Here is a 3,666-nt window from a genome sequence, read left to right as displayed (position 1 = left end):
GAGAAACCCCCCCGCCAGTGGCAGGTGGAGCAGCGCTTCGAGCCGAAGCTGTCGGCCGACGAACGCGCGCACCGCATCGCCCGCTGGCATCGCGCGGTGGACCGCGCGCGTGACTGGGCCCGCGAAGACACCACACATTGAATCCGATTGCCTGAAGAACCCATGCCAATCTCCGTACCTGCGGTCCAGCCGCCCACCCGCCCCGAACTGCTCGATACGCTGTCGCGCACGGCCCGCTGGGACGTCATCGTCATCGGCGGCGGCGCCACAGGCCTGGGCACTGCGCTCGATGCCGCCGCGCGCGGCTACCGCACGCTGCTGCTGGAGGCGGCCGACTTTGCCAAGGGCACGTCGAGCAAGGCCACCAAACTCGTACACGGCGGCGTGCGCTACCTGGCCCAGGGCAATATCAGCCTGGTGCGCGAGGCGCTGCACGAACGCGGCCTGCTGGCCCGCAACGCACCGCACGTGGTGTGGCCGCTCGGATTCGTGGTGCCGGCCTACCAGATGTTCGACCAGCCGTTCTACGGCATCGGCCTGAAGGTCTACGACATGCTGGCCGGCGGGCTGAACCTGTCGGGCAGCCGCTGGCTGAGCCACCGCGAAACGCTGGAAGCCGCCCCCACCCTGGCCGAACACGTGGGCGGCCGTCCGCTGCGCGGCGGCAACCTGTATTTCGATGGCCAGTTCGACGATGCGCGCCTGGCCATGGCACTGATGCGCACGCTGTTCGACGTAGGCGGTACGGCGGTGAACTACATGCGCGTCTCGGGCCTGACCCAGCGCAACGGCGTGATCACCGGCGTTACTGCCGAAGACGCGCTGGGATCCGGCACCTTCCACCTGTGCGCCGACTGCGTGATCAACGCCACCGGCGTATGGGTCGATGCGGTACGGCAGATGGAGGACGTCCAGGCCCGCACGATGGTGGCGCCCAGCCAGGGCGTGCACCTGACCATCCCGCGCAGCTTCCTGCCCGGCGACCGCGCCATCCTGATCCCCAAGACCGACGATGGCCGCGTGCTGTTCCTGGTGCCCTGGAACGGGCACGTGATCGTCGGCACCACCGATACCCCGCGCAAGGACCTGCCGCTGGAGCCGCGCGCCACCGGCGACGATATCGACTTCATCCTGGAAACCGCGGCGCGCTACCTGGCGCGCGATCCGTCGCGCGCCGATGTCACCAGCGTCTGGGCCGGGCTGCGGCCGCTGGTCAAGGCCACCGGCGAATCGTCCACGGCATCGCTGTCGCGCGAGCACACGATCGTGGTGTCCAAGGCCGGCCTGATCACGGTCACCGGCGGCAAGTGGACCACCTACCGCAAGATGGCCGAGGACGTGATCGAGACCGCGATCCAGCGCCAGATGCTGCGCGCCGCGCCCTGCCGCACCGCCGACCTGCCGCTGCATGGCGCGGTGGGCATGCCGGCCGACCTGCCGCCCGCCAACTCCGGCTCGCCCGACCGCTACTACGGCGCCGACCTGCCGCTGGTGCAGGCGCTGCCGGGCGCGGACACCATGGTCGTGGCCGCATCGGGCCTGACCGAGGCCCACGTCCGCTTCGCCGCCCGCCACGAACTGGCGCGCCGCGTGGAAGACGTGCTGGGGCGGCGCAATCGCGCGCTGTTCCTCGACGCCGGGGCCGCACTGGCCGGCGCGCCACGGGTGGCGGAGATACTTGCCGAGGAACTGGGCCACGATGCCGCCTGGCAGGCCAGGGAACTGGAGGACTTTGGCGCGCTCGCCCGCGGCTACATGCTCGCCTGAATCGCCCGGGATTGCCCTGGAAGGCAGCAAATGGGCTGCCTTGGTGCGAGACTTCGGCGATAATGCCGGCTATTGCATCAGGGAGAACACCATGGACGACATGGATGACATGGACGAGATCGATGATCTGTCCGATCTGCCGATGCCCCGGTTCATCTGGGGCTTCGCCATCACCGCCAGCAAGGGCGGTGAAGTCAGTCACGACGAATTCGAGTACCTGACCCACACCCACAACCCGCGCTTCTCGTGCCGCGTCGTGGAGCTGGAGGACGTGCCCGCCGACAGCGAGGAATCGGGCATCGACGGACGCCTGGTCCACTACGACGAGCCGGACCGCCTGTTCTACATCACCGATGCCGGGATGGCGCTGGTCAACTTCCAGATGTTCGACAAGCTGCCCGAGAAGAGCCGGCTCAAGAAGGTCTGCGACGAAGCCATCAAGAACTGGATGCTGCGTCGCGAATTCCTCGACGACGAGGAAGACGAAGGCTGAAGCCAAACGAAAAAGCACCCCGCGGGGTGCTTTTTTGTTGCCGGGGCCAAGGGCCGGGGGCTGGTGCCGTGATCTCTAGCCGCCCCCGCGCCCTGCCGAACGCCACCTTACTGGTCCTTCACCTCGATCAGTCCGGACGCCACGCGTTCGATCTCGCAATAGACCGGCAACGCCTCGAGCGGCCCGGTGCATCCCACGCCCGACGCCTGGCTGGCGTGGGCGCCCGGCGGCAGGAACACGAATGCCATGCCGGGCTGGAAGCCCGGATGCCGGCGCAGACTGTCATTCAGAATGTCGAGGTACTGCGAGCGTGAGAAGACCTGCTTGGCCATGTCGAGTCTCCGGAAGATCGGCTGAGCCCGGAAATCCTAGCATGGCCTCGCCACCGCCCGGCACCGCATCGTGAGATTGACGGCATCGGGCGCAGCGGTCAGTGCCTCAGCACTCGCCCTTCTTGGCGTGACCCGGCGGGCAGTGGTAGCCGCGCGGGCCGCCACGCGGGCGGTCGCCGTCGTAGTCATCGTGACCGTGGCCGTGATAGCGGTCGTAGTCGGGGCCGCGGTTCCAGCGCTCGGGCTGCATCACCCACCCGTTGCTGGCGCGCACCCAGCGCGGCTGCTCATAGACATAGCCCGGCCGCGCGGACACCCAATGGCCCTGCTTCCACGCGTGCTTGCGATAGTGGTCATCCCAGACCCAGTAGCCGGGTGCCCAGACATAGCCGACGCGTGGCGCCGGCACGGCCTCGTAGATCGGGGCCGGCGGCGGCGTGCCGATGCCGATATTGATATTGACCTGGGCCAGCGCGGCGGGCGCGAAGACCGCGGCCGACCAGAGCAATGCGGCGCCGGCGGCGGCGCGCAGGAATACTTGGCGATTCATGGTGACCCCCTCTTCTTCTAAAAAAACACCGTAGACAAAATGTGCGCGAATGGGCAGCAGTGTACCCACCGTCTGTCCGGTGTGATGTAAGAAAGCGTGTCTGGGCGTTACCGCCCGGGGGATTGGGGTGCCGGGGAAGCTGCGGCCCGACTCAGTGATCGGCGGCCATCGCTTTCAGTTCGGCCTCGCCGGCCACGCGGGCGGCGTCGGCGGTGGTGAATGTGTCGTCCGACACCATGGTGCGCCGGATCTGCTGCGCGCCGAAGTCCACCAGTGCGATGACCCACACATAGCGCCCGGCCTGGGGCGCGGTTTGCACAAAAGCCTTCAGCTGCGATCTGGTTTCACTCGTCATGATGTATCTCCGTTCGAACACGACAGGACAAGACGCTGGCAGGCGCGCGTGCCAAAAACTCTAGCACATCCATCCCGCCGCCCGGCCTAGCAGGCTGCTGAAGTACTGACCGCGCAAGCGGTGAGGCTTTCCCCCGCAAGCCCCGAGGTTCGCCGTTTTGCACAATCTG

The 3,666-nt window shown here is 67.6% G+C and carries 5 protein-coding genes; 2 read left to right on the top strand and 3 right to left on the bottom strand.

What is annotated here, in order from left to right; genetic code table 11:
- Positions 1–162 precede the first annotated feature (162 nt).
- Both A9J21_RS11975 and A9J21_RS11970 read left to right on the top strand, forming a co-directional pair.
- A complete protein-coding gene (locus tag A9J21_RS11975) occupies positions 163–1,767 on the top strand; it encodes a glycerol-3-phosphate dehydrogenase/oxidase (RefSeq protein ID WP_066735803.1) in 1,605 nt (534 codons plus the stop codon).
- A gap of 109 nt (positions 1,768–1,876) precedes the next feature.
- Positions 1,877–2,260 (top strand): hypothetical protein, encoded by a 384-nt coding sequence (locus tag A9J21_RS11970; protein WP_197497492.1) that lies wholly within the window; start codon positions 1,877–1,879, stop codon positions 2,258–2,260.
- Positions 2,261–2,367: 107 nt separating this feature from the next.
- Here A9J21_RS11970 and A9J21_RS11965 read toward each other — a convergent pair whose 3' ends face one another.
- The 3 genes from A9J21_RS11965 to A9J21_RS11955 form a co-directional block, all read right to left on the bottom strand.
- Positions 2,368–2,592 carry a hypothetical protein gene (locus tag A9J21_RS11965; protein ID WP_066735801.1) on the bottom strand — a complete coding sequence of 75 codons (225 nt, stop codon included), beginning with the start codon at positions 2,590–2,592 and terminating at the stop codon, positions 2,368–2,370.
- A 106-nt stretch (positions 2,593–2,698) separates the two neighbouring features.
- A complete protein-coding gene (locus A9J21_RS11960) occupies positions 2,699–3,142 on the bottom strand; it encodes a YXWGXW repeat-containing protein (protein ID WP_066735798.1) in 444 nt (147 codons plus the stop codon).
- 151 nt (positions 3,143–3,293) lie between these two features.
- Entirely contained in the window at positions 3,294–3,497 is a 204-nt protein-coding gene (locus tag A9J21_RS11955) for a hypothetical protein (protein ID WP_066735796.1), read from the bottom strand.
- Positions 3,498–3,666: the final 169 nt, after the last annotated feature.

Source organism: Cupriavidus sp. D384 (genome assembly GCF_001652915.1).
GTDB lineage: Bacteria > Pseudomonadota > Gammaproteobacteria > Burkholderiales > Burkholderiaceae > Cupriavidus.
This window is presented reverse-complemented; position numbering and strand designations above follow the sequence as displayed.